The organism is Thermopolyspora sp. NPDC052614 (assembly GCF_040678635.1).
In the GTDB taxonomy this organism is placed as follows: Bacteria; Actinomycetota; Actinomycetes; order Streptosporangiales; family Streptosporangiaceae; genus Thermopolyspora.
The window spans coordinates 193,758-217,703 of sequence record NZ_JBFATZ010000006.1 but is presented as its reverse complement, the minus strand read 5'-3'; the positions used below and the strand labels follow the sequence as shown (position 1 = coordinate 217,703).

General features: G+C 72.1%; 24 protein-coding genes. 15 read left to right on the top strand and 9 right to left on the bottom strand.

Annotated elements, in window-relative coordinates:
• The first annotated feature begins 60 nt into the window (after positions 1-60).
• The 3 genes from AB0K60_RS15545 (at position 61) to AB0K60_RS15535 (ending at position 3,925) form a co-directional block, all read left to right on the top strand.
• Positions 61-879 (top strand): xanthine dehydrogenase family protein subunit M, encoded by an 819-nt coding sequence (locus AB0K60_RS15545; RefSeq protein WP_364054089.1) that lies wholly within the window; start codon positions 61-63, stop codon positions 877-879.
• A 132-nt stretch (positions 880-1,011) separates the two neighbouring features.
• Positions 1,012-3,081: a phosphate acetyltransferase gene (pta, locus tag AB0K60_RS15540; RefSeq protein WP_364054086.1), complete on the top strand. Its 2,070-nt coding sequence runs from the start codon at positions 1,012-1,014 to the stop codon at positions 3,079-3,081.
• Positions 3,082-3,259: 178 nt separating this feature from the next.
• Positions 3,260-3,925 carry a phosphoribosyltransferase gene (locus AB0K60_RS15535; protein WP_364054083.1) on the top strand — a complete coding sequence of 222 codons (666 nt, stop codon included), beginning with the start codon at positions 3,260-3,262 and terminating at the stop codon, positions 3,923-3,925.
• 72 nt (positions 3,926-3,997) lie between these two features.
• On the opposite strand, the gene AB0K60_RS15530 is transcribed toward AB0K60_RS15535, so the two are convergent.
• Entirely contained in the window at positions 3,998-5,320 is a 1,323-nt protein-coding gene (locus AB0K60_RS15530; RefSeq protein WP_364054080.1) for a PLP-dependent aminotransferase family protein, read from the bottom strand.
• Positions 5,321-5,423: 103 nt separating this feature from the next.
• Here AB0K60_RS15530 and AB0K60_RS15525 point away from each other — a divergent pair, with 103 nt between their 5' ends.
• The 4 genes from AB0K60_RS15525 (at position 5,424) to AB0K60_RS15510 (ending at position 8,167) form a co-directional block, all read left to right on the top strand.
• Positions 5,424-6,242, top strand: a complete 819-nt coding sequence (locus tag AB0K60_RS15525) for an alpha/beta fold hydrolase (RefSeq protein WP_364054077.1) — start codon at positions 5,424-5,426, stop codon at positions 6,240-6,242.
• 119 nt (positions 6,243-6,361) lie between these two features.
• Positions 6,362-7,288 carry a lytic transglycosylase domain-containing protein gene (locus tag AB0K60_RS15520; RefSeq protein ID WP_364054073.1) on the top strand — a complete coding sequence of 309 codons (927 nt, stop codon included), beginning with the start codon at positions 6,362-6,364 and terminating at the stop codon, positions 7,286-7,288.
• A 218-nt stretch (positions 7,289-7,506) separates the two neighbouring features.
• Entirely contained in the window at positions 7,507-7,869 is a 363-nt protein-coding gene (locus AB0K60_RS15515) for a spore germination protein GerW family protein (protein ID WP_364054070.1), read from the top strand.
• A 34-nt stretch (positions 7,870-7,903) separates the two neighbouring features.
• On the top strand, positions 7,904-8,167 hold the full coding sequence (locus tag AB0K60_RS15510) for a PLD nuclease N-terminal domain-containing protein (protein WP_364054067.1): 264 nt from the start codon (positions 7,904-7,906) through the stop codon (positions 8,165-8,167).
• 115 nt (positions 8,168-8,282) lie between these two features.
• On the opposite strand, the gene egtD is transcribed toward AB0K60_RS15510, so the two are convergent.
• From egtD to AB0K60_RS15480, 6 genes are all read right to left on the bottom strand, one after another.
• Positions 8,283-9,263 carry an L-histidine N(alpha)-methyltransferase gene (gene egtD, locus AB0K60_RS15505; RefSeq protein ID WP_364054064.1) on the bottom strand — a complete coding sequence of 327 codons (981 nt, stop codon included), beginning with the start codon at positions 9,261-9,263 and terminating at the stop codon, positions 8,283-8,285.
• A 68-nt stretch (positions 9,264-9,331) separates the two neighbouring features.
• On the bottom strand, positions 9,332-10,036 hold the full coding sequence (gene egtC, locus AB0K60_RS15500) for an ergothioneine biosynthesis protein EgtC (RefSeq protein WP_364054061.1): 705 nt from the start codon (positions 10,034-10,036) through the stop codon (positions 9,332-9,334).
• Positions 10,037-11,362, bottom strand: coding sequence for an ergothioneine biosynthesis protein EgtB (egtB, locus tag AB0K60_RS15495; RefSeq protein ID WP_364054058.1), 1,326 nt, complete (start codon positions 11,360-11,362; stop codon positions 10,037-10,039).
• Positions 11,363-11,388: 26 nt separating this feature from the next.
• On the bottom strand, positions 11,389-12,597 hold the full coding sequence (gene egtA, locus AB0K60_RS15490; RefSeq protein ID WP_364054055.1) for an ergothioneine biosynthesis glutamate--cysteine ligase EgtA: 1,209 nt from the start codon (positions 12,595-12,597) through the stop codon (positions 11,389-11,391).
• Between the two features lie 96 nt (positions 12,598-12,693).
• Complete coding sequence (locus AB0K60_RS15485; RefSeq protein ID WP_364054052.1) at positions 12,694-12,936, bottom strand: zf-HC2 domain-containing protein; 243 nt, start codon at positions 12,934-12,936, stop codon at positions 12,694-12,696.
• A 38-nt stretch (positions 12,937-12,974) separates the two neighbouring features.
• Positions 12,975-13,610: a sigma-70 family RNA polymerase sigma factor gene (locus AB0K60_RS15480; RefSeq protein ID WP_364054049.1), complete on the bottom strand. Its 636-nt coding sequence runs from the start codon at positions 13,608-13,610 to the stop codon at positions 12,975-12,977.
• A 416-nt stretch (positions 13,611-14,026) separates the two neighbouring features.
• On the opposite strand from AB0K60_RS15480, the gene AB0K60_RS15475 reads away from it, so the two are divergent.
• Genes AB0K60_RS15475 through AB0K60_RS15460 form a run of 4 tightly spaced genes read left to right on the top strand, consistent with a single transcriptional unit; the run spans position 14,027 to position 17,254 of the window.
• Positions 14,027-14,464: a phage holin family protein gene (locus AB0K60_RS15475; RefSeq protein ID WP_364054046.1), complete on the top strand. Its 438-nt coding sequence runs from the start codon at positions 14,027-14,029 to the stop codon at positions 14,462-14,464.
• Entirely contained in the window at positions 14,461-15,834 is a 1,374-nt protein-coding gene (locus AB0K60_RS15470) for a DUF3618 domain-containing protein (RefSeq protein WP_364054043.1), read from the top strand. Before AB0K60_RS15475 ends, AB0K60_RS15470 begins: the two co-directional genes overlap by 4 nt.
• A complete protein-coding gene (locus AB0K60_RS15465) occupies positions 15,831-16,145 on the top strand; it encodes a DUF4235 domain-containing protein (RefSeq protein WP_364054040.1) in 315 nt (104 codons plus the stop codon). Before AB0K60_RS15470 ends, AB0K60_RS15465 begins: the two co-directional genes overlap by 4 nt.
• An 11-nt stretch (positions 16,146-16,156) precedes the next feature.
• Positions 16,157-17,254 carry a YihY/virulence factor BrkB family protein gene (locus AB0K60_RS15460; protein WP_364054037.1) on the top strand — a complete coding sequence of 366 codons (1,098 nt, stop codon included), beginning with the start codon at positions 16,157-16,159 and terminating at the stop codon, positions 17,252-17,254.
• 137 nt (positions 17,255-17,391) lie between these two features.
• Here AB0K60_RS15460 and AB0K60_RS15455 read toward each other — a convergent pair whose 3' ends face one another.
• Positions 17,392-18,402 (bottom strand): LacI family DNA-binding transcriptional regulator, encoded by a 1,011-nt coding sequence (locus AB0K60_RS15455; protein WP_364054034.1) that lies wholly within the window; start codon positions 18,400-18,402, stop codon positions 17,392-17,394.
• A gap of 20 nt (positions 18,403-18,422) precedes the next feature.
• On the opposite strand from AB0K60_RS15455, the gene AB0K60_RS15450 reads away from it, so the two are divergent.
• From AB0K60_RS15450 to AB0K60_RS15435, 4 genes are read left to right on the top strand one after another with little or no spacing between them, the layout of a single operon-like run.
• Positions 18,423-19,616, top strand: a complete 1,194-nt coding sequence (locus AB0K60_RS15450) for a PLP-dependent aspartate aminotransferase family protein (protein ID WP_364054031.1) — start codon at positions 18,423-18,425, stop codon at positions 19,614-19,616.
• A gap of 31 nt (positions 19,617-19,647) precedes the next feature.
• A complete protein-coding gene (locus AB0K60_RS15445) occupies positions 19,648-20,919 on the top strand; it encodes a sugar ABC transporter substrate-binding protein (RefSeq protein WP_364054028.1) in 1,272 nt (423 codons plus the stop codon).
• 51 nt (positions 20,920-20,970) lie between these two features.
• Positions 20,971-21,864, top strand: coding sequence for a sugar ABC transporter permease (locus AB0K60_RS15440; RefSeq protein ID WP_364054025.1), 894 nt, complete (start codon positions 20,971-20,973; stop codon positions 21,862-21,864).
• Complete coding sequence (locus AB0K60_RS15435) at positions 21,861-22,706, top strand: carbohydrate ABC transporter permease (protein WP_364054022.1); 846 nt, start codon at positions 21,861-21,863, stop codon at positions 22,704-22,706. Before AB0K60_RS15440 ends, AB0K60_RS15435 begins: the two co-directional genes overlap by 4 nt.
• Positions 22,707-22,749: 43 nt before the next feature.
• Here AB0K60_RS15435 and AB0K60_RS15430 read toward each other — a convergent pair whose 3' ends face one another.
• Positions 22,750-23,679, bottom strand: coding sequence for an ABC transporter substrate-binding protein (locus AB0K60_RS15430; protein WP_364054019.1), 930 nt, complete (start codon positions 23,677-23,679; stop codon positions 22,750-22,752).
• Positions 23,680-23,946 lie beyond the last annotated feature (267 nt).

Genomic DNA, 23,946 nt, shown 5'->3' with positions numbered 1-23,946 from the left:
ACCGGTCGGCTCGATCTCGCTGCTTCACTCACCTTCACCGACAGCCGGAAAGGCGGCATCGTGATCCCCGCATCCTTCTCCTACCGGCGGGCCGAGTCGGCGGACGAGGCCATCGAACTCGCCGGGCAGTACGGCGACGAGGCCAAGTTCCTGGCGGGCGGCCACTCCCTGCTGCCGCTGATGAAGCTGCGCCTCGCCGCGCCCGAGGTGCTCGTCGACGTCAGCAGGCTGCGCGAGCTGTCCTACATCCGCGACGAGGGCGACCACATCGCCGTCGGCGCGCTCACCCGCCACCACGACCTGGAGCACTCCGAGCTGCTCGCCGCCGAGCTGCCGCTGCTCGCGCACGCGGCCGGCACCGTCGGCGACCCCCAGGTACGGCACCGCGGCACCATCGGCGGCTCGCTCGCCCACTCCGACCCGGCCTCCGACCTGCCCGCCGTCGTGCTCGCCCTGGACGGCACGCTGGTGGCGCGCGGCCCGTCCGGCACCCGGGAGATCCCGGCCACCGAGTTCTTCCGCGGCCTGTTCGAGTCCGCGCTGGAGCCCGACGAGCTGCTCACCGAGATCCGGCTGCCGAAGCCGGCCTCGGCCGGGTGGTCGTTCCAGAAGTTCACCAAGCGGGCCATCGACTGGGCGATCGTCGGCGTGGCCGTCCAGGGCGGCAAGGTCGGCCTGGTGAACATGGACCAGAAGCCGGTCCGGGCCACCGCCGTCGAGGAGGCCCTCGCCGGCGGGGCGTCGGCCCGCGACGCCGCCGAGCACGCCGCCGAGGGCCTCAGCCCGGCCTCGGACGTGCACGCGAGCGCCGCCTACCGGGCCCAGCTCGCCCGCGTCCTGGTGCGCCGCGGCCTGGAGGAGGCCGCCTCCCGCGCCTGATCCGCCGGTACGGCCCGCCCCCGCCCGCCCTCGCGCGGACGGTCGGCGGGCCGTCCCATTCGTGGCACGGATCACCACGGCTAACCGGCCCGATACGCCCTGATCGTCCCGGTATCGGTTGACAATTGGGGCATGACACGTGCTGTGTATGTCGCCGCGGGTGAGGCCGGGAGCAACAAGGGCGTCGTCGCCCTGGGCATGGTGGAGGCCCTGTCGCGCAAGGTGGGCAACGTCGGGCTGTTCCGCCCCGTGGTGCGCGCCGGGCGGCAGGACGGCCTGGTGAACACCGTCCGGGCCAGGTTCGGGCTGGACCTGCCGTACGAGATGTGCGTCGGGGCCACCTACGACGACGTGCACGAGGACGGCGAACGGGCCGTCGGCGAGATCATCGCGCGCTACCGGACGCTCGCGGCCCGCTGCGACGCCGTCGTGGTCGTCGGCAGCGACTACACCGACGTGGGCGCCCCGACCGAGTTCGAGTTCAACGCCCGGCTCGCCGCCGACCTCGGCACGCCGGTGCTGAACGTGGTCAGCGGCCTCGCCCGTACGGCCACGCAGATCGCCGCCGCCGTCGAGCTGACGTCCAAGGAGCTGGCCCAGCACCACGCCAAGGCGCTGGCCGTCATCGTCACCCGCACCACCGGCACGATCGCCATCGCGCACGACACGCCGGTGTTCGTGCTGCCCGAGTCGGCCGCGCTGCGCGCCCCCACCGTCGCCGACCTCGCCGACGCCTGCGACGGCGAGCTGTTCCTCGGCGACGAGCACGGGCTGGGCCGGGAGGCGGGCGCGCTCATGGTGGGCGCGATGTCGCTGCCCACCATCCTGGACCGCCTCGTCGAGGGCGCCACCGTGATCATCCCGTCGGACCGGGCCGCCGCCCTGCTGCCCGGCCTGGTCGCCGCGCACACCGCCACCGGCTTCCCCAGCCTGTCGTCGATCGTCATGACCGGCGGTCGGCACCTGGCGCCGCCGGTCGAGCGGCTGCTGCGCAGCATGAGCATCCCCGTCCCGGTGATCTGCACCGAACGGGACACCTTCGAGACCGCGACCCTGCTGTCGGAGGTCGAGGGCCGCTTCACCCCCGAGGCCGGCGGCAAGGTGGACATCGCGCTGCGCCTGTTCGCCGAGCACGTCGACGTCGAGCTGCTGCTGGAGCGGCTCGCCATCACCCGGGCCGTCGCCGTCACCCCGCTGATGTTCGAGTACGAGCTGCTCGACCGGGCGCGGGCCCGCCGCAGGCACATCGTGCTGCCCGAGGGCGAGGAGCCGCGCATCCTGCGCGCCGCCGACGTGCTGCTGCGCCGCGACGTCGCCGACCTGACCCTGCTCGGCGACGAGGAGCGCATCCGCGCCAAGGCCGCCCAGCTCGGCCTGTCCGTCGACCGGGCCGCCGTCCTCGACCCGTTCGACCCCGAACTGCGCGAACGCTTCGCCCGGGAGTACGCGCGGCTGCGCGCCCACCGGGGCATGACCATCGAGCTCGCCCGCGACACGGTGACCGACGTGTCCTACTTCGGCACGCTGATGGTGCAGACCGGCATGGCCGACGGCATGGTCTCCGGCGCGGCCCACACCACCGCCCACACCATCAGGCCCGCGTTCGAGATCCTCCGCCTCGGCCTGGTGTCCAGCGTGTTCTTCATGTGCCTCGCCGACCGGGTGCTCGTGTACGGCGACTGCGCGGTGGTGCCCGACCCGACCGCCGAGCAGCTCGCCCAGATCGCCATCTCCTCGGCGCACACCGCCGAGCAGTTCGGCATCGAACCCAGGATCGCCATGCTGTCGTACTCCACCGGCACCTCCGGCGCCGGCGCCGACGTGGAGAAGGTGCGCGTCGCCACCGAACTCGTCCGCGAACGCCGCCCCGACCTGCCCGTCGCCGGGCCCATCCAGTACGACGCCGCCATCGATCCCACGGTCGCGCGGACCAAGCTCCCCGGCAGCGACGTCGCGGGCCGCGCCACCGTCCTCATCGTGCCCGACCTCAACACCGGCAACATCCTCTACAAGGGCGTCCAGCGCAGCGCGAACGCCGTCGCCGTCGGCCCGGTGCTGCAGGGCCTGCGCAAGCCCGTCAACGACCTGTCCCGCGGCGCCACCGTCAAGGACATCGTCACCACCGTCGCCGTCACCGCCGCCCAGGTCGTCGACGAGCCGAACCACGCCGGGCGGGCCGCGGCGACGGGCCCGCTCGACTGAACCACCACGGCCCCCCACGACGTCGCACGGGCGCGGGCCGGGACCTTCGGCCCTATCGGGTCGCCCGTTCGGCCCTGCCCGTCCGCGGCCCGCCGTGCGGACGATGAAGGGAGGTCGGCGGGGGGAGTATCGGCTGCGACGGCCCGGCCGGGTTCGCCGACCGCACGGGGGTGCAGTGATGTTCGCGGATCGTGTGGACGCCGGGCGGCGGCTGGCCGAGCGGGTGCGATCGGAGGTCGACGCCGAGAACGTCGTCGTGGTGGGCCTGCCGCGCGGCGGAGTGCCGGTCGCCTCCGAGGTCGCGCACGCCCTCGGCGCGCCGCTCGACGTGATCGTGGTGCGCAAGCTGGGCGTGCCGTACCAGCCGGAACTCGGGTACGGCGCCGTCGGCGAGGGCGGCGTACGCGTGCTCAACCCCGACATCGTCCGCCTGTCCGCGCTCACCCAGGCCCAGATGGACGAGGTGGAGCGCCGCGAGCGCGCCGAAGTGGAGGACCGCGCCTCCGGGCTGCGCGGCGACCGCCCCGCGACGCCGCTCGACGGCCGCGTGGTCATCGTCGTCGACGACGGCGTGGCCACCGGCGGCACCGCCCGCGCCGCCTGCCAGGTCGCCCGCGCCCGCGGCGCGGACCGCGTGATCCTCGCCGTTCCGGTGGGCTCCCCGGACATCGTCGCCGAACTGGGCCGCGTCGCCGATCAGGTCATCTGCCTGGAGACCCCGATCGACCTCTACGCCATCGGCGCCTGGTACGAGGACTTCGCCCCGACCACCGACGACGAGGTCAGGCGCCTGCTCCGCCGCACGCCCGCGGGCACGGCCGCCCCCCGCCCCGGTCGCCGTTGACGCGGCCCCCCGCCTGACGCCCACGACCGTCTGACACCCACGACCGCCCGACGCCGTCGATGGGTCAGTGGATCAGTGGATCTCCGTGTCCTCGGGGGCGGTGGCGGCCAGGGCGGCGAGGGTTTCCAGGGCCGGGGCGAGCAGTTCCAGCCGGGGCGCCAGGGCCAGGCGGACGGCGTTGGGGGACTGGCCCGGGGTGGTCGCGAACGCGGCGCCGGGGGTCACGGCGATGCCGCGCCGGGCGGCGGCGGCCACGAAGGTGTCGGCGCGCCAGGGTTTGGGCAGGCGCCACCAGCAGTGGTAGGCGCGCGGATCGGCCTGCAGGGAGAAGCCGTCCAGTCGTTCGCGCAGGATGCGCTGCCGTTCGGCCGCGTCGCGGCGCTTGAGGTCGCCCAGCCTGGCGACGGTGCCGTCGGTGAGCCAGCGGGTGGCCGCGGCGAGCGCGAAGTGCTGGGCGGTCCAGCCGCCCGAGCGCAGGGCGGCGGCGACGCGGTCGGTCAGCGCGGGCGGGGTCACCAGGAAGCCGGCGGTGAGGCCGGGGGCCACGCGTTTGGACAGGCTGTCGGCGTAGATGACGCGGTCGGGGGCGTACGCGGCCAGCGGCGTGGGGTCCTCGTACAGGAACGTGTAGATGCCGTCCTCGACCGCGTGCATGTCCAGATCGTTGAGGATGGCGGCGATCTCGGCGCGCCGCCGGTCGGGCATGGTGACGCCGAGCGGGTTGTGCAGCGTCGGCTGCACGTAGAGGGCGCGCAGCGGCCCGGCGGCGCGGATCGCGGCGGGGATGAGACCGTGCTCGTCCACGGCCAGGGGCACGAGCGTGACGCCGAGGCGGGCGGCGATGCCCTTGACGATCGGGTAGGTGAGCTCCTCGACGCCGATCCGGTCGCCCGGCGAGGTCAGGGCCACGAGCGCGGCGGCGATCGCCTGCCTGCCGTTGCCCGCGAACAGGACGCGGGCGGGGGCGGGCGTCCATCCGGGCCGCGAGAGCAACGCCGCGGCGGCCTCGCGGGCCGCGGTCGTGCCCGACGCGCCGGTCGGGGGCAGCGTCGCCGCCAGCACGTCGGGGCGCAGCATGCCGGCGAGGCTCTCGGCCAGCAGCGCCGCCTGCTCGGGCACGAGCGGGAAGTTGATCTCAAGGTCCACGGGGACGCGCGCCGGCTCGGTGGGAACATGGCCGTCCGCCGTGGCCGCGCGCACGAACGTGCCCCGTCCCACCTCGCCGACGGCGAGGCCGCGCCGGATCAGTTCGCCGTACACGCGGGCGGCGGTCGAGACGGCGATGCCGTGCTCACGGGCGAACCGGCGCTGCGGCGGCAAACGGTCGCCGGGCCGCAGGCGTCCGTCGGCGATCCGCGCCGCCACCTGGTCGGCGATGAGCCGATAGTCGTCCATGAAGCACTCTCCACATTGCACCGAGAGCAATTTAACTATTGCACCGAATTATTGCACTCAATAGCATCGAGAAGTCAAGCGGCTCTTGAAGGGATGTGTGGCTATGAGCGTTTTCGCCAATGGTCAGGTCGCCATCGGCTACGACGACCACGGCACCGGGGAGCCTCCGGTGGTGCTCGTCCACGGCACGCCCTTCGACCGATCCATGTGGCGCCCCCAAATCGACCACCTCCGCCGGTACGGCAGGCGCGTGATCGCCCTCGACCTGCGCGGATACGGCGAGAGCACCGTGGTCCCCGGCATCACCCGGCTGGATGCCTTCGCCCGCGACATCGCCGCCCTGCTCGACCACCTGGCCGTGGACGGCTGCGTCCTCGGCGGCCTGTCCATGGGCGGCCAGATCGTCATGGAGTTCTGCCGCCTGTTCCCCGGCCGCGTGCGCGGCCTGCTCCTCGCCGACACCACGCACCGCGCCGACACCGACGAGGGCAGGCGTGCCCGTGACGCCATGGCCGAGCGCCTGCTCCGCGAGGGCATGAAGCCGTACGCGCACGAGGTCCTGCCCAAGATGATCAGCCCCGCCACCGTCGAACGCCTCCCCGCCGTGGCCGACCACGTGCTCACGATGATGTGCGCGACCGCCCCCGAAGGCGCCGCCGCCGCCCTGCGCGGCCGCGGCCTGCGCCCCGACTACACCGAGACGCTCGCCCGGATCCGCGTGCCCACCTTGATCGTTGTGGGCGCCGACGACGAATACACCCCCGTCGCCGACGCCCGGCTCATGCACGATCTGATCCCCGGCTCCACCCTCACCATCATCGAGAACGCCGCTCACATGCCCAACCTGGAGCGTCCCGCGGAGTTCAACCAGGCCCTCGACGGACTCCTTCGCGCCGTCTCCCCCCGGCCGGGAAACGACTAGACCACCGATTGGTTGTGTCTCCCCGCGCGAAACGCGTGCCGTCGCTAGGTTGGGATGCCATGTGGACTCGGCCTTGGCAACACGGGCGGTCGCGAGGCGACCGTGACGCGCGTGGCATCGTGCGCGACAGGCGGCTCGCCGTGGTGCTCGCCGTCGCCCTCGCCGCCGGCGTGGGGGCGTGTGGCGGTACGGGCTACGCCGAGGGCGCGCGGGCGGGGGAGCGGGGCGCGGCGCCGTCCGCGCAGGCGGCGGGATCGGGTACGCGGGCGGCGGCGGAGGCGCCCCGGCCGGACCAGCCGATTCCCGGCTCGGCCGCCGCGCTGGCGCGCACGCTGGCCCGGAACGAGACGGAGCTGCGCGCGGCCATCGACGCGTGGGTGCGCGACGGGGACCCGGGCAAGGGGAGGCCGCCCGAGCCGGTGGTGCTGCACGCCCTCTACCAGCAGCGGATCTACCGTCATCTCGCCCGCGACCCCGGGCTCTCCGCGCGGGTGACCGACCGGCTGCCGTCCCGGCTCGCCCGCGACGTCCGGGCCGAGGTCGCCGCGTTACGCGACCTGTTCGCCCTGACGCGGCCGATCAGCGGGCCGGTCAGGTTCAAGGTGCGCGAGCCCGAGCCCGCCGACGTGCTGCTGAAGCACTTCCGGCGCGCCGAGCGCAGGTTCGGCGTGGACTGGGAGGTGCTGGCGGCGGTGATGTTCTCCGAGACGAAGTTCGGCCGCGTCCGCTCGCCCAGCCACACCGGCGCGCTGGGGCCGATGCAGTTCATGCCCCGCACCTGGGCCGCGTACGGCATGGGCGGAAACGTGCACGACACCGGCGACGCGATCATGGGGGCGGCGAACTACCTGAAGGCCTCGGGCACGCCGCGCGACTACAAGAAGGCGCTGTTCGCCTACAACCACTCCAACCGGTACGTCAACGCCGTCTGGACGCACGCGCGCCAGATGATGCGCGACCGCCGCAACTTCTACGCCTACTACAACTGGCAGGTCTTCGTCCTGACCACCAAGGGGGACCGCCGCCTCACCGGGCCCGGCCTCTGACGGCCCGCCCGGCAGGCCGTCCACGGCCGCCGGGCGGGGGCCAAAGACTCCCCGTTTCGGGACCTTCTCCCTCGGCCCGGCACGTTGCATCGCGGCACTGTGGGGGAAAAGGCGTTGAAAAGGGCATCGCCGCCCGCGCCCGCGGTCCCGTCCTGGTCGCCGTCCCCGGGAACGGTCGCATGGATGCCCCGGCCGGAACGCACACGGAGGGAATCGCCATGGACACCATCGAGTTGCTTGGCAAAGCGCAGGACGCCGTCACGGTCAAGCGGGTCTTTGGCGAGCCGATCACCCGCGACGGCGTCACGGTGATCCCCGCCGCCCGCGTCGCCGGTGGCGGCGGTGGCGGCACGGGCAAGCAGGAGGGCGAGCGGCCCGGCGAGGGCACCGGAGGCGGCTTCGGGATCGGCGCCACGCCCGCAGGCATGATCATCATCAAGGACGGCAAGGTGCGCTGGCGTCCCGCCATCGACGTCAACAAGATCATCATCGGTGGGCAGATCGTCGCCATCGTGGCCCTGCTGACCGCGCGCGCCGTCACGCGGGCGGCGGCGAAGTCGGGAGCGTTCCGCCGCAAGTGAGTCCCGGCCCCCGACCCTAGCCCAAGGAGCGACCATGAAGGCCAAACGCACCCGCTGGGCCGATCTGTCGCGGTTCGAACGCGGCTCGCTGCTCGTCCTGGTGGCGATCGAGTTCGCGCTCACCTCGGCCGCCGCCGTGGACCTGTCCTTCCGCGCCCGCCGCGACGTCCGCGGCGGCAAGCTTTTTTGGTGGTTGGCCATCGTCGTGCAGCCCATCGGCCCGATCGCCTATCTGCTGCTCGGCCGCCACCGCGCCCGGCCGAACGGCGCGGAAGGGGTCGTACGGGAAGGAACCTGACCGGGTGCCGAGACGCCCGCCCGTCATGAACGGGATCGCCGGCGGGTTCGGCGACGGCGTGTGACGGCCCGGCCCCGGTTCCCCACGGCAGGGCGGGCCGTCGCACGCGCCGTCGTCACGCCTCGGCGAGAACGAGGCTGAAGTCGCCGGTGGGGTCGAGATACCACCGGCGCACGGCGAAGCCCGCGGCGGTGAGCTCGCGGCTCAGGCCCGCCGGGCGGAACTTGGCGCTGATCTCCGTGCGCATCTCCTCCCCGGCGGCGAACGTGGCGGTCAGCCCGAGGGCGGCCACGTGGACGCGCATCGCGCGGCGGGCGCGCAGGCGCATCTCGATCCAGTCGTTGACCTCGTCGTACAGGGCGACGTGGTCGAACGCGGCGGGGTCGAACCCGGCGTCGAGTTCGCGGTTGATGACGTGCAGCACGTTCCGGTTGAAGGCCGCGGTCACCCCGGCTTCGTCGTCGTAGGCGGCGACCAGCCGTCCGACGTCCTTGACCAGGTCGGCGCCGAGCAGCAGCGTGTCGCCCGGGTTCAGCGTGTCGCGCAGGTCCTTGAGGAACACCGCGCGGGCGTCCGGCCCGAGATTGCCGATGGTGCCGCCGAGGAAGGCGACCATCCGGCGGCCGGTCCGGGGCAGCAGCGCCAGGTGGTGCTCGAAGTCGGCGCACACCGCCCGTACGGCGAGCCCGGGATAGCGGGCCGCGAGCCGCCCCGCGGCCTCCCGCAGCGTGACCGCGTCGACGTCCACCGGCATGTAGGCGCGCAGCCTCCCGGCGCCGGCCAGCGCGTCCAGCAGCAGCACGGTCTTCTCGCTGGTCCCCGAGCCCAGCTCGACCAGCGTGTCCGCGCCGCCGCGCGCCACGATGTCGCCGGCGTGCTCCCGCAGGATGGCCAGCTCGCGGCGGGTCGGGTAGTACTCGGGCAGCCGGGTGATCCGCGAGAACAGCTCGCTGCCCGTGGCGTCGTAGAACCACTTGGGCGGCAGCTGCTTGGGCACCGCCTCCAGACCGGCGCGCACGTCGCGTTCGAGCGCCTGCCGCAGGTAGTCGCGGTCCAGATGATTGATCAATTGCACGGTCGACTGGCTGACGGGCACGAATCCTCCTGTGCCGAAGGGTCGATGAATGTGATCGGTCCGGGGCGCACGGCCCACCAGGGCCCGCCTCACAGGGCCTCGACGCGCACCCCGTCGGTCGTGGCCGTCACCACGCTCCGATCCGGTACGGCCCGCCACCCCGGCCGGTCGTCGAGCGGCTCGCTCGCCGCCAGCACCCCCTCGCCCAGGTGCAGGAAGAACGAGTCCCCCCACACCGTGGCCGCGATTGACGCACCGTCGCAGGCGAGCAGGTTGAGCCGGGCCTCGGGATCCTTGCCCGCGGCCAGCATGACGACCTCGGCGAGGCTCTCGGCGAGCGGCGTCCCCGAGCCGGCGCGGGCGAACACGGCGGCGGCGAGCCACGCCGAGTCGCAGGTGCTCTCCGCGTCGTCGGCGAGCGGCCGCACCGCCTCCCGGGCGGCCCGCCCGTTGTGGCTGAGCAGCACCCCGCCGGAGGCGAACGGCGCGGTCGCGGTCTCCTCCACCGGCATGCCGACGGTGGCCGACCGCACGGCGGCCAGCAGGCAGTGCGACCGCGCGGCCCGCGCCAGGCCGGGCAGGTTCGCGTCCGCCCAGATCGGCACGGCACGGCGGTAGCGGACCGGCTCGGCGAGGCCCGGGTCGTACCAGCCCATGCCGAACCCGTCGGCGTTGACCGTGCCGTACCGCTGCCTCCGGGGCGCGTACGACTGGCGCAGCAGGCCGTACTCGGGCTCGTCGATCAGCGAGGCGAGGCTGCGGACGGGCCCGAGCCAGGCGGCGTGGCGGCACATCTAGGCCCGCCCCCGCCCGCCCGCGGCCGCCTCCTCGGGCGTCGCCGTACGGGCGCAGCGGAAGCCGGAGAAGATCTGCCGCCGGATCGGGAAGTCCCAGTTGCGGAACGTGGTGCGCACCGCGGCCGGGTCGGCCGCCCACGAGCCGCCGCGCAGCACGCGGAACCGCTCCCCGAAGAACACCTCGCTGTACTCGGGATAGGGGAAGCTGCGGAACCCCGGGTAGGGCAGGAACCACGACGAGGTCCACTCCCACACGTCGCCGACCATCTGCTCGGCCCCGTACGCGCTCGCCCCCGCCGGATAGGCCCCCAGCGGCGCCGGACGCGCGGCCCGGTGCCCCAGATTCGCCCGCTCCGGGGTGGGCGCCTCGTCGCCCCACGGGTAGCGGCGCGACCGGCCCGCCGACGGATCCCAGCCGCACGCCTTCTCCCACTCGGCCTCCGTGGGCAGCCGCCGCCCCGCCCAGCGGGCGTATGCGTCGGCCTCGTACCAGCACACGTGCTGCACCGGCTCGTCCGGCGGGACCGGCTCGGTCCGGCCGAACCGGGTGCGCCACCAGGTGTCCCCGTCCCGCACCCAGAACAGCGGGGCCGTGGCGTCGTGCTCCCGCCGCCACGCCCACCCCTCCGCAGTCCACCAGCGCGGGTCGTCGTACCCGCCCGCCTCGATGAACGCCATGTAGTCGCGGTTGCCGACGGGGAACCGGTCGATCCAGTACGCCGGAAGGTCCACGGTGTGCGCCCGCCGCTCGTTGTCGTACGCCCACGGCAGCGTGTCGGTGCCCATCCGGAACGGCCCGGCCGGCACGAACACCTCGCGCGGCCCGCCGGAGCGCCCCGGCGGCAGCGCGCCGTCGCGCACCAGCCCCGGCTCGCCGGACAGCTGCAGCGTCGCCAGCATCGTCTCGTCGTGCTGATGCTCGTGCTGGATCACCAGGCCGAACACGAAACCGTCCCGGTGCAGGGGATCCGGCGACTCCAGGTCGATCTTGTCCAGCACGTCGAGCGCGCGCCCCCGCACGCCCGAGATGTACCGGCGGGCCTCGTCCGGCCGCAGCAGCGGCAGCGTCGGCCGGTCCCGGCGCGGCGTCTTGAACGCGTCGTACATCTCGTCGATCTCCGGCCGCAGCGGCGTGATCCCGCCCGCCTCCCGCAGCACCCACAGCTCCTCGTAGTTGCCGACGTGCGCCAGGTCCCACACCAGCGGCGACATCAGCGGGGAATGCTGGCGCACCAGCATGTCGTCGTCGGCGTCGGTGTAGGCCAGCGACCGGTCGCGTACCGCGATGAGCTCGGCCGCGATGAGTTCCTTGCGATCGTTCATGAAATCTCCCTGCGTGCCGGGGAAGGTCATGCGCCGTCCGAGGACCACCGGCCCGCGTCCAGCAGATCGGCGGCCGGGGACCGGCCCGTGCTCACGTGACGGTCGGCGAAGGCGGCCACCCGGGCGCGGAGGCCGTCGGGCGCGCCAAGGCGGGGAAGCGCGCCGAGGGCGGCGGCGAAACAGGCGTCGGCGGCGCGCCGCAGCCCCGGATGGGCCAGGCCGCAGCGGGCCGCGTCCCGCCACAGGTCCCGGTACGGCTCGGCGGCGTCCATGGCGGCGTCGGCGGCCCGGTCGTCGGTCACCAGGGCGTGCGTCACCGCCACGCACACCGGCCAGTGCTCAAGCCGCTGGGCGTCCAGGTAGCGGATCTCCAGCCAGCCGCGCGGCCGTACCGGGGGGAACAGCGTGGTCGCGTGGTAGGCGAGGTCCGCGGCGGTCGGCGGCGGCCCCGGCGCGGCGAGCCGGTCGCGGAACGTCGAGCCGTCGCGCACCGGGCGGCACCCTCCGTCGTCGTCCCGCCGCAGCATCACCCGCGCGTCGAGCAGGTAACGCGCCCAGTCGAGCCCCGGATCGGCGAACGACGACGCCGGCGAGGGCACCGGGGCGGTGCGGCTGGGGTCGAGCCTCTCCCACACCTCCTGGCGTCCGGACATCCACCCGCACGGCCGCCCCTGCCGCAGCGGCGAGTTCGCGAACGCCGCCATCAGCACCGGCCCGAGCACGTGCGCCCGCTCCCATCGCCGCGCCGGACGCCCGCCCAGATCGACGTTGACCTGTATCGAGGCGGTCGAGCACATCATCAGCGGCCCGGCGACCGGATCCAGGAACTGCGCCATCGCCTCATATCGGGGCGTCCGCAACTGCCGGCGCGGCGGCCGCACCGGATCGAGCCCCACCCCGCCGAGGACCAGTCCCGCCTCCGCGAGAGCGCCGCCGATCGCGGCCACGTCGGCTTCGAGCCCGGCGATCGCCTCCGGCAGCCGCGCCGCCGGGCCGGACAGCTCCACCTGCCCGCCCGGCTCGAACGTCACCCGGCTGCCACCCGGCGGCGCGACGAGCGCGTCCCGGATCCGCGCGATGGGAACGTGCCGCCCGGGATCCGCGCGATCGAAGACGAGAAACTCCAGTTCGACGCCGACGCGGTCCCCGGCGTACGGCGCGAAGCACCCCCTGGCGAACTCCTCCACATCCCGAATCCCCCGTACGACCTCGGCGCCGACCGCCACTCCCGTCATCCGCGCCCCTCTCCGCCTGCACGCCTCCAGCACCTACAGACCCGCCAGGCGCCGGAACGTTACGCGGATCCCGCGAGATGAACGGCGGCGGGCCGGTCAGGGGTGGTGGGATCGGCGGAACGCGGCCAGGAGGTGGTCGCGGGCGGCGGGGGAGAGGGGCTTCTCCGGCGGGAGATCGCCGAGGGCGGCGATGACGGCGCGGTGCTGGGCGACGTGGCGGGAGCAGGAGGGGCAGTGGGCGGTGTGGTCGTCGAAGCACCTGCGCTCGGCGGCGTCGAGGGCGTCATCCAGGTAGGCGGTGACGAGTTCGACCAGTTCGGCACAACTGAACCGCTTCACGTTCGCGACCGCCTTGCCTCTGCCATGACTTAACCGTTTCACAAAGCCGAGTGTTGAGTCTCGAAATAATCCTCCAGCCGGGCACGCACGGCCGTGCGCGCCCGGTGCAGCAGAACCCGCTGGTTGGCGGGCGTTATCTCCAGAATGTCGCAGACCTCCTCGGAGGTACATCCCTCGACGTCGCGGAGCACGATCACGCTGCGCTGTCTGACCGGCAGGTCGGCCAGGGCCAGCGCGATCTGCTCGCGCACCTCCGAGGCGAGCACCTCCCCCTCGGGGGCGGCCCGGGCCGTCGCCCGCCCGGCGAGGAAAGGGGCGAAGGCATCGTACGCGCGGGCCGACGCCGCCCGCCCCCCGTCCGGGTCGCCGTCCCGTTCGAAGGCGCTGCTCCACGGCACCGTACGGCTCTCGCGGGCGCCGCGTTTCCTGGCCGTGTTGACCAGGATGCGGAAGATCCACGTCTTGAGCGAGGAGCGGCCCTCGAAGGAATCGATGGCGCCGATGACGGCCAGCCAGGTGTCCTGCACGACCTCCTCGGCCGATTCGGGCGTGGACACGTACGTACGGGCCACCCGCAGCATTCCCCTCGACCAGGTGTCGAGCAGCGCCGCGAACATCGCCTCGTCACCGGCGCGCAGGGCGGCGATGACGTCGTCGTCCGGGGGCAACCTCACAGATCGTCTCCTCCCGGTCGGGCATACGTGGCAATCATGACATCGAACCCGCATCTGGTCGTTTCGCTTTTCGCGTACCTTCACGGAACTTTTCGGACTGATTTGCCCTGGTTTCGTTCCCTCGGTCGAGGCGGCCCGGCCGACCGGCCGGCGTTTCCCACGACACGCCCCTGCGCCCGCCTCGTCGCACGTCATGGCACGTCGTCGCACGTCATCGAATGTCAACGCAGGTCATGGCCGCGTCGTACCGGCCCGCGCCGCGCGGCGGCGGACCTCGCCCATCGCGTTTAGGCCGGTGGCTGGGGGAACGGTAAACGATTCACGCGGCGTGCGGGCGTGGCGACGCAAGGACGCCCCCCGCCCCGGGTGAGCGGAAGAGAAGACAACGGCGAGCCCGTGGAAGGGGATGAACGGCGATGACGACGACACGGCCGGCCTTGGATGGCCGGGCGGAGACGACGCCGCGGGCCTCCGAGCAGGGCGTCGGCGACCTGGTCAAACAGGCCTCGGAACAGATCAGCGGACTGGTACGCGCCGAGCTGCGGCTGGCCGCGGCCGAGATGAAGGGCAAGGGCAAACAGGCGGGCGTCGGCGCCGGTCTGTTCGGCGGCGCCGGGGCGGTCGCACTGCTGGGCGCGGCGGCCCTGGTCGCCTGCGTGATCGCCGCGCTCTCGCTGGCCATGCCGGTGTGGCTCGCGGCGCTCATCGTGGGCGTGGTTCTGCTGGTGGTCGCCGGGGCGATGGCGGCGGCGGGCCGCAAGCGGGTGAACCAGGCGGGGCCGCTCGTGCCCACCCAGGCCCTGGACAGCACCAGGCAGGACATTCAGGAGATCAAGGAAAGGGCGCACCGATGACCAGGCGCGGAGCATCAGGCGGCCGCGGCGCGGGAGCCGTTCCTGCCGACACCACGGAGCAGGCCACCACCGCGGGGACCGCAGGGCACACCACCGGCCGCACCGCGGCGGAGCGCGCCGGCGGGATCGGCGAGGAGACCCGCACGCACACGGGCGCCGCCACAGGCACGACCACCGGGACCGCGACCGGAAGCACAACCGGGACAACGGCCGAACCTGCGACCAGGGCCACAACCGGGCCTGCGACCGGGACAACGCCGGAGACGAGGACCGAGGAGGTGGCCGGACCCACCACAGGACCCACCACAGGGACCACCACCGGAACGGAATCCGCGGTCGCAGCCTCGGCGGGCACCGTGCCCAGCACCGTCGAATCCACCCCGGGCACCCCGGCCACAAGGCCCGGCGCCGACCTCTATCGGCGCGACTATCGAGGCGACTCGACCCAGAGCCTGCGTGAGGAGATCGAGCACACCCGTCACGAGCTCGGCGAGACCGTGGCGGCGCTGGCCGCCAAGACGGACGTTAAGTCGCGGGCGAAGGGCACCGCGCGTGGCATGGTCACCTCCGCGGCCTCGCAGGCGCAGCACCTGCTGCACCCGATGGAGGAGAAGGCCAAGCGCACCGGGCGGGTCGCCAAGGTCAAGTCCCGCCGGATCAAGGACAAGGCCGTGGAGGCCGCCGAGTCGGAGGAGACGCGTACCAAGGCCCGCCGAGGCGGCATGATCACCACCGTGGTGGTCGGGCTGGCGCTGCTGGAACTGCTGCGGCGACGCCGCAACGCCCGCCTGACCGACTGGGAGCGCGCCGTGCGCGCGGCCCGCCGGCGCGGCACGATGGCCCCCTGGCGCGCCCACATGGGCGCCCGCATCGGAGGCGCGGCTAGCCGGGCCCGCCTGGGCGGTCGCCGGGGGCCGTTCATATCCGGCGGTGCTCACCACATCGCGCCGGGGCTGTACGTGCGGAACCCTGGCAGGGGCTTCGGCGGCATGGGCCGCTCGGCTCTCGGCCGGATGGGTACGGGCCGTCGGTCGTTCATGTCCGGTGGTGCTCACCACATCGCGCCGGGGCTGTATGTGCGTAATCCGGGCTCGGGCTTTGGCGGCTCGTTCCTGAGCCGGATGGGCATGGGCCGACGGCCGCACATGCTCAGCGGCAGCCACCGCATCGCCCCGGGGCTGCACGTGCGAAGCCGGCGGATGGGCTTCGGCGGCGGGGGCCTGTTCGGTCTCGGCCGGTACGCCCTGAGCCGGATGGGGATGGGCAGGTCCGGTATCGGCGGCGGCATCCGGGTGCGCCGCAGCGGCCTGTTCGGCCCGCGCCCCGGCATCCGCGTCCGCAGTCGTCGTCGATGGGGGTACCTGTCGTGAATCTGCTCTACAAGGGGTTGTCGCTGCTGGTCAGCCTCGTCGGAGGAATGCTGGCGGTGAAACTGTTCAACCGGGTGTGGACGAAGGCCGTCGGCGAGGAACACGCCCCGGCGGACGCCCGCGACCCGGAGCGCAACTGGCGCGACGTGCTGCTCGCCGCCGCCGCGCAGGGCGCGGTGTACGGGCTGGTGAAGGCCGCCACCCGCCGGGCCGCCGTGCAGAGCGTCCGCAAGGACCTCAGGCGGTTCCCGGAGCGCCGTATCCGGGAGGCCAGGGAGGACAGGGTCCTTGCCGGGCACCGGAGACGGTGAGGTTCGCCGCGATGCGTGACGACATCGAGACGCGTGCGCGGGCGGGCCGCGAGGCCCCGCCGCGAGAGGACCGGCACGGCGGCCCCGGCGCGGACCCGTACCAGGGTCCGCCCGAGGGCCGCCGGGACGGCCCCGGACCGGACGCGGGGGCGGGCGCGGAACCGCCGGGCGCCCCGACCGAACTGCCGCCGCCCTCCTGGCGGGACGCCGTGAAGCGCACCGTCGGCGAGTTCAAGAAGGACAACCTGACGGACTGGGCGGCGGCCCTCACCTACTACGCGGTGCTGTCCATCTTCCCGGGCCTCCTCGTGGTCGTGTCCCTGGTGGGGCTCGGCGGGGCGGCGCTGTCCCAATCGCTGATCACGAGCGTCGGCGAGCTGGTGCCCGGCCAGGTGCGGGAGGTGCTCGTCGCCGCGCTCACCGAGCTGCAGAAGGCGCGATTCGGCGCGGGCATCGCCGCCCTGATCGGTCTCGTCGCGGCCGTCTGGTCGGCCTCTCGGTACGTCGCGGCGTTCATGCGCGCGTCCAACGCCATCTGGGACATCCCCGAGGGCCGCCCGATCTGGAAGACGATGCCGATCCGCGTCGGCGTCACCCTGCTGACCCTGGTGCTGCTCGCCGCGATGGCGATCGTCGTGGTGATCTCCGGCCCGCTGGCGCGGCGCGCCGGCGACCTGCTCGGGCTCGGCCAGGCCGCCGTCACCGCGTGGGACATCGTCAAGTGGCCGATCATCCTGCTGGTGGTGAGCTTCCTGTTCGCGCTGCTGTACTGGGCGGCCCCCAACGCCAGACGAGGCTTCCGCTGGGTGAACCCCGGCGGCCTGCTCGCGCTGGTCCTGTGGCTGGCCGCCTCGGCCGTGTTCGCCCTCTACGTGGCGAACTTCGGCTCCTACAACAAGATCTACGGCAGCCTCGCCGCGGTGATCATCTTCCTGGTCTGGCTGTGGATCAGCAACATCGCGATCCTGCTCGGCGCCGAGTTCAACGCCGAGCTCGAACGCGGCCGCGCCATCGCGGGCGGCCACCCCGCGGCGGCCGAGCCGTACGTCGAGCCCCGCGACACCCGCAAATTCCCCAAGAACCAACAAAGCGGCTCGGGCCTGGCGTAGCTCCTCGCCGCTCCTTCCCAGATCCTCCGCAGATCGTCCTCTTCCCCAGATCCTCCGCGGACGTCCGCCGATCCTCGCCGTACGGACCTTCGCGACGGAGGCGACGGCCACCCCGACCCGGGGGGCCGTCGCCTCCGTCATCTCTCCGGACGCGGCGGGGGCGGGATCTCGCCGGAGCCGCGCGCGACCAGCTCGACCGGCACGCGCACCGTCCGGGGCGCGTCCCGGGACCGGTCGAGCAGCAGGTCCACGGCGCTGCGGCCGAGGCGTGCGGTGTCGTAGCGCACCACGGTCACCCCCGGGTTGAACACGTCGGCCAGCCCGAAGTCGTCGAACCCCACGTACGCCGGCCGTTCGGAACGTTCCCGCAGCGCCTGCAGGATGCCGATCGCCGCCCGGTTGTTCGTGGCGAAGAACGCGGTCGGCGGATCGGCGAGGTCGAGCAGCTTGGCCGCCTCCTGCGCCACCCGCCACGGGTCGAAGACGCCGCGCACGACGAGCCGCTCGTCCACCGGCGCCCCCGCCGCCTCGTACGCCGACCGGAAGCCCGTGGCCCGGTCGTGCACCGAGCTGAGCCCGGCGTCGTCCGACAGCAGCGCGACGCGGCGGTGCCCGCGGGCGAGCAGGTGCTCGGCGGCGATGCGCCCGCCGCGCAGGTCGTCCAGGAGCACCACGTCGGCGGCGGGCAGCCCCGCGGGCGTGCGGTCGACGAAGACGGCGGTGAGCCCGGCGGCCAGGTGCTCGGCGAGCCAGGTGTGGTCGCCCGCCGACGGCACCACGATCAGCGAGCTGACGCCCCTGGCGTACATGGACTCGATCAGCATGCGCTCCCGCTCGGGCAGCTCCTCGTAGGAGCCGAACACCACCAGCGCCTCGTGCTCGGCGGCGGCCGTCTCCACGGCCTTGGCGAGCCGCGAGTAGTACTCGTTGGAGATGTTCTCCATGATCAGCCCGATGGTGAGCATGGACGCCCCGCGCGCCAGCCGGCTGGCCGCCTCGTTGCGGCGGAACCCGAGCGCGGTGATCGCGTCCAGCACGCGCCGCTGCACCGCCGCGCTGACGTGCGGCTCCTGGTTGACGACCCGGGAGACGGTCTTCAAACTTACCCCGGCGTGGCGGGCGACATCCGCCATGGTCGGCCTGCGCACCGGCGTCATAGGCTCGCCCCATGGGTGAAGAACTGCACACGCGTGCCGAACTCGACGACGACTGGATCTGCGGGCGGCTCGGCGAGGACGAGCCGTGGATCATGGGGGCGGTGCATCCGCCGGTGTACGAGAACTCCCTGTTCACCTTCCGCACGGCCGGCGACCTCGCGGAGGCGATCAAGGACGAGGACGAGCGGTACGTCTACTGGCGCGGCACCAACCCCACCGTGGACCTCGTGCAGCGCAAGCTCGCCGCGCTGGAGCGGACGGAGCGGGCCAAGTGCTTCGGCTCGGGCATGGGTGCGATCGCGGCGACGATCTCCTCGCTGGTGTCGGCGGGCGACCACGTGCTCGTGCTGGGCTCGGTGTACGGGCCGACCACCCAGTTTCTGCGCTACCTGGGGAAGTTCGGCGTCACTCATGACCACGTCGGCGACCCCGACGTACTTGACAGCGCTATCAGACCTACCACGCGAGTACTGTACTTCGAGTCACCGTCGTACATGCGCTACGACGTCGTCGACATCGCCGCCGTGGCCTCCTGGGCGCGCTCGCGCGGCCTGGTGTCGGTCATGGACAACACCTGGTCGACCCCGATCTTCCAGAAGCCGCTCACGCTCGGCGTGGACCTGGTGGTGCACTCGCTGTCGAAGTACATCGGCGGCCACGGCGACCTGGTCGGCGGCGTCGTGGCCGGGCCGTCCCGCCTGATCCGCCCGCTCGCGCTCACCGAATACCAGCTCTACGGCGCGGCCATGTCCCCCCACGACGCCGCCAAGGTGGTCAAGGGCCTGCGCACGCTGCCCGTCCGCATGGCCGCCCACCAGGAGCGCGGCCTCGCCGTGGCCCGCTTCCTCGCCGGGCGCCCCCGCGTGCGCGCCGTCCACCATCCGGGCCTGCCCGAGCACCCCGGCCACGCGCAGGCGCTGCGCCAGATGACCGGCTTCTCCAGCGTGTTCGGCATCGAGTTGGACACCGACGACCGCGCCGAGGTGGCCGCGTTCCTCGACCGGCTGCGGCATTTCCGCATCGGCGTGTCCTGGGGCGGCTACGAGAGCCTCGCCAACGCCCCCGCGCTCACCACCGAGGAGTCGGTTCGGGCCACGATGGGGATCCCCGTCGGATTCGTCCGTCTCTCCGTCGGCCTGGAGTCGGCGGACGTGCTGATCGAGGATCTCGCTCTAGCGCTGAGGCGGGTTGACCGCTTAGCGTGATGACAGCGCTGTCAGAGAACGGAGACCTCTGATGAGAAGATCCCCCTTCCTCGCGACCCTGGCCGCGGTCACCCTGACGCTCGCCGCCTGCGGAGGCTCCGGGAGCGGCTCGGACGGCTCGGGCGGCACCGTACGGCTCCGCATGATCGAGAGCCTCACCAGCCCGGACCGGACCAAGCTCATCAAGAGCCTGCTCGCCGACTTCGAGAAGGCGAACCCCGGCGTCGAGGTCGAGCTGGTCTCGCCGCCGCTGGACTCCGCCGACCAGAAGATCACCCAGATCATGCAGACGAAGAAGGACCTCGACGTGGTCGAGGTGCGCGACCACACCGCCAAGTCCTTCTCCAACAACGGCTGGCTGCTGGAGCTGCCCACCACCCAGTGGGCCGGCTGGAACGAGCTCACCGAGCTCACCCGCAAGAAGGCCGTCGAGGTCGGGGGCAAGGCCTACCTGATTCCGTACGGCTTCTACCAGCGCACGCTGTTCTACCGCACCGACAGGGGGATCAGCTCGCCGCCGACCACCTGGCAGGAGCTGTACGAGGCGGCCAAGAAGATGACGACCGGCGGGAAGTACGGATACTCGTTCCGCGGCGGCAAGGGCGGGGCCGACTACGCCGTGCAGATGATCAGCGCGTACAACGGGGAGGCCCTCGACCCGGAGAAGTCCTTCTACCTCAAGGACAAGCGGACGATCTTCTCCACGCCCGAGGCGGCGCAGGCCCTGGAGCTCTTCGTCAAGATCTTCAAGGAGGCGTCGCCGCCGGACTCGGTGTCCTGGGGCTACCCGGAGATGGTGCAGGGCTTCACCTCCGGCGTCACCGGCATGCTCATCCAGGACCCCGAGGTGATCAAGACGGTCGAGGAGAGCGGGCTGCGGAACTGGGCCACGGCCCCGATCCCGAAGGGCCCCACCGGCTACGCCTTCCAGCCGGTCGGCTACGCGGGCTGGGGCGTGACCTCGTTCAGCGCGCACAAGGCCGAGGCGGTCAAGCTGGTGCAGTTCCTGTCGGAGCCCGCGCAGAGCATCCGCTTCGCCAAGGGCAACTCGCTGATCCCGATCGCCGCGTCCGCGCAGCAGGATCCGCAGTTCTCGCAGGGCGCCTGGAAGGCGTACCTGGAGGCGCAGCAGGACCCCAAGCAGGTGATCACCATCAGGCCGGTGGACTACCCGGGCTGGAGCCAGTTCCTCGTCGACTCCGACCGCGACGTGCAGTCCCTGCTCACCGGCGGTACAACGGTCGCGCAGGTGCTCAAGGACTGGGACGCCTTCTGGCAGGACCAGGCGAAGAAGGTCTCCTGAGGACCATCGGCACATGACCCACGGTTTCCTCCCCGACGACGGAGCCGCCCGGTGAGCAAGCGCCCCCCGTTCACCGCGCGCAAGGCCGGGTTCATCGCCCTGTGCCTGCTCCCGGGCGTCGTCTTCGTCGCGCTGTTCACCTACTACCCGATGATTCGCGGGAACGTGATCGCCTTCCAGCGGTACAACCTGTTCGACATCACCGCCACCCCGTTCGTCGGTCTGGAGAACTTCCGCGCCGTCCTGGCCGAGCCCCGGTTCTGGACGGCGCTGCGCAACACCGGCGTCTGGGTGGCGGTCTCGCTGTTCTTCCAGTTCTTCCTCGGCTTCGGCCTGGCCCTGCTGCTGCGCCGCCACTTCCGCGGCCGTGGCCTCTACCAGGCCTGGGTGTTCTTCCCGTGGGCGATGTCGGGCTTCCTCATCGGGCTGCTGTGGCGGTGGATGTGCAACGGCCAGTTCGGCGTGATCAACGACCTGCTGCTGAAGGCCGGGATCATCGACGAGCGCATCGGCTTCCTCGCCTCCCCGGGCTGGGCGATGACCTCGGTGATCATCGCCAACGTCTGGTACGGCGTGACCTTCTTCGCCATCATGATCATCGCGGCGCTGCAGTCGGTGCCGAAGGAGCTCTACGAGGCGGCGGCCGTCGACGGCGCCTCCCGGCTGCGCCGGTTCTGGCACGTCACGCTCCCGCACATCCGCCCCACGCTGGCGCTGATCGTGCTGTTGCGGATCATCTGGATCCTCAACTTCCCCGACCTGATCTACGCCATGACCGGCGGCGGCCCCGCGGGCTCCACCGACATCGTCACCACGTTCCTCATCCAGCAGGTGGCCGGCGGCGACTACGGCCGGGCCGGCGCGGTGGGCCTGCTCGCCCTCGGCCTGCTGCTCGCCTTCAGCGTCTTCTACCTCAACGCCACCCGCTTCGAGAAGGCCCGATGACCCGCCCCGCCCGTCCCGCCGCCCGGCTCGCCAGGGCCGCCAAGGCGGCCGTGCTCACCGTCTGGCTCCTGATCACGCTGTTCCCGCTGTACTGGGTGGTGATCACCTCGCTCAAGCCGAAGAGCGAGATCTTCACCGTGCCGCTGCGCTACTGGCCGGGCAACCCGACCCTGGAGCACTACGAGGAACTGTTCTCCTTCGCCGACTTCGGCGCCTACCTGCTCAACAGCCTGATGGTGTCGCTGGTCTCGGCCGCCGTCGTCACCGTCATCGGCGTGCTCGGCGGCTACGTCCTGGCCCGCTTCGAGTTCCGCGGCCGGGGCGCGCTCATGATGGCCTACCTGGTCACCCAGATGATCCCGCTGTTCATCGCGCTGGGCCCGCTCTACCTGCTCATGTCGGACCTCGGCCTGCTCAACCGGCTGGCCGGGCTCATGCTCGTCTACGTCGCCATGCTCGTGCCGTTCAGCACGATCATCATGCGCGGCTTCTACGAGCGGGTGCCCGTCGCGCTGGAGGAGGCGGCCCAGGTGGACGGCGCCTCGCGGCTCACCGCGATGGCCCGGGTCGTGATCCCGGTCATGCTCCCGGGCATCGCGGCGACGTTCATCTTCGGTTTCGTGCAGTGCTGGAACGAGTTGTTTCTCGCGATCACCTTCATCGACAGCGAGGACGCCAAGACCATCCCGGTGGCGATGAACTCGTTCATCACCCAGTACGACATCGACTGGGGATCCATGTCCGCCGCCACCGTGATCTCGGTGATCCCGACCCTGGTCATGTTCGCCGCGATCCGCCGCTATATCGTCGAAGGGCTGACCGCGGGGGCCGTCAAGGGCTGAGCGTGCCCGGGGCCCATCCCGCCCCGGGCCCGTCTCGCCCGGCTCAGCGGGAGGTTGTCGGGATGGGCGCGACGATCATCTTCGCCACGTCGAGGTCGTCCTTGAGCAGGTCGTACTCGCGCATGGTGTCCGCGACCCGCTGCAGCCGGGTGGCGTTGACCGAGGTGGGGAAGTTGACGATGGCGACGTTGTTCGCGAGCTCCGGCGAGATCTGCGTGAACTGCGGGATGGTGGCGATGAGCGTCGCCCGGTCGGTCGCGAGCGCCTGACCCTTCGCCAGCGCCCGCTGGAACGCCGCGACGGTCTTCGGGTTCTTCGTGACGAAGTCGGTCAGCGCGGCGTATCCGGAGATCGGGAACTCCTTCGTCGCCGCCTGCGAGGTGTCCCAGATCACCCGGGCGCCCGTCGCCTGGGCGATCTGGGTGCCGAACGGCTCGACGACCTGAGCCGCGTCCACCTTCTTCGAGGTCAGCGCGGCCTGCATCTGCGGGAAGGGCGTCTCGACGAAGTTGCGCTCCTCGTCGAGCGTCACGCCGTACGCCTTGGCCGCGACCCGCACCAGCATGGACGCGACGCTGTACTTGGTGTTGACGGCGATCTTCTTGCCCTTCAGGTCCTGCGGCGTCCGGATGGGGCTGTCCGGGGGCACGACGATGAGATGCGTCCCGGGCGCGCTCTGCGACCCCTCGGCGACGATCTTCAGGTCCGCCTGCTTCGTGGCGACCATGTTGAAGTAGGGGACGTAGGCGCCAATGCTGATCTGCAGTTCACCGCTTCTCATCAGGGGGATCGCCTCCGCGCCGCCGGCGACGACCTTCAGCTTCACGTCCAGCCCCTCGGCCTTGAACAGCCCCCGGCGTACGGCGATCTCCAGGGGGGCGGTGTCCACGACCGGAATGGTGCCGACGGTGAGCTGGGTCCGCTCCAGTCCGGCGGAGGGGTTCTCCTTGGCGCCGCTGCATCCGGTCACCATCACGACAAAGGTGACCAATATACACGACAACAAACGGTTGAACGTCACGAGGCCTCCAGAGCCGCGTTCTGTGCAATAACTCACAGCGCCGTGAGTGAAAGGATCGTATCGGACTAAATCGGGTGTTTGAACACTACCGACACAAAAGAGTTGTTTCACCTCAAGATCCACAACAGGATCCATGTGTGCAGCTTGCCGACTTGATGGCATAAACCGGATCTTTGCCACCCTTGATCCCTCGCCTCGCATGAGGGCTGACCTGCGGAG